Raw genomic sequence first — 580 nt, 5'->3', positions numbered from 1 at the left:
GGCCTGCCCAGCGTCAACGGCATGATGGTGCTGCTGTCAGCCAAGACCGGCCTGGTCGAAGCGCTGCTGCTCGACAACGGCTATCTCACGGATATCCGAACCGCTGCTGCCGGCGCCGTCGCCGCCAAACATCTGTCGCGGCAGGACTCGTCCGTTGCCGCGATCTTCGGCGCTGGCGTCCAGGCCGGGCTGCAATTGGAAGCACTCATGCTGGTGCGGCCGATTGCCGAGGCGCGCATCTGGGCACGCGATGCGGCAAAGGCCGAGGCAACCGCCGGAGCCCTGCGCGAAAAGCTCGGCATTCTCGTGCATGCCGAGCCCGACGCGGCAAACGCGGTCGCCGGCGCCGACATCATCGTCACCACGACGCCTTCGACCGAGCCGCTGATCAAGGCCGGCTTCGTTTCCGCAGGGCAGCACATCACCGCGATGGGATCGGACGCCGAGCACAAGAACGAGATCGCGCCGGCAATCCTGCGCATGGCCGATCTCTATGCCGCTGACAGTGGCCGCCAGACAAAGCGGCTGGGTGAGCTGCATCATGCAATCGCGGCGGGCGTGATGGCCGCCGAGGAAGAGG

At 66.9% G+C, this 580-nt stretch carries 1 pseudogene; it reads left to right on the top strand.

Annotated elements, in window-relative coordinates:
* Positions 1-580 (top strand): annotated as a pseudogene (locus EN939_RS37140) (ornithine cyclodeaminase family protein); the annotation flags it as partial.

It is taken from the genome of Mesorhizobium sp. M7A.F.Ca.CA.002.05.1.1 (genome assembly GCF_003998335.1).
Lineage (GTDB): Bacteria > Pseudomonadota > Alphaproteobacteria > Rhizobiales > Rhizobiaceae > Mesorhizobium.
This window is presented reverse-complemented; position numbering and strand designations above follow the sequence as displayed.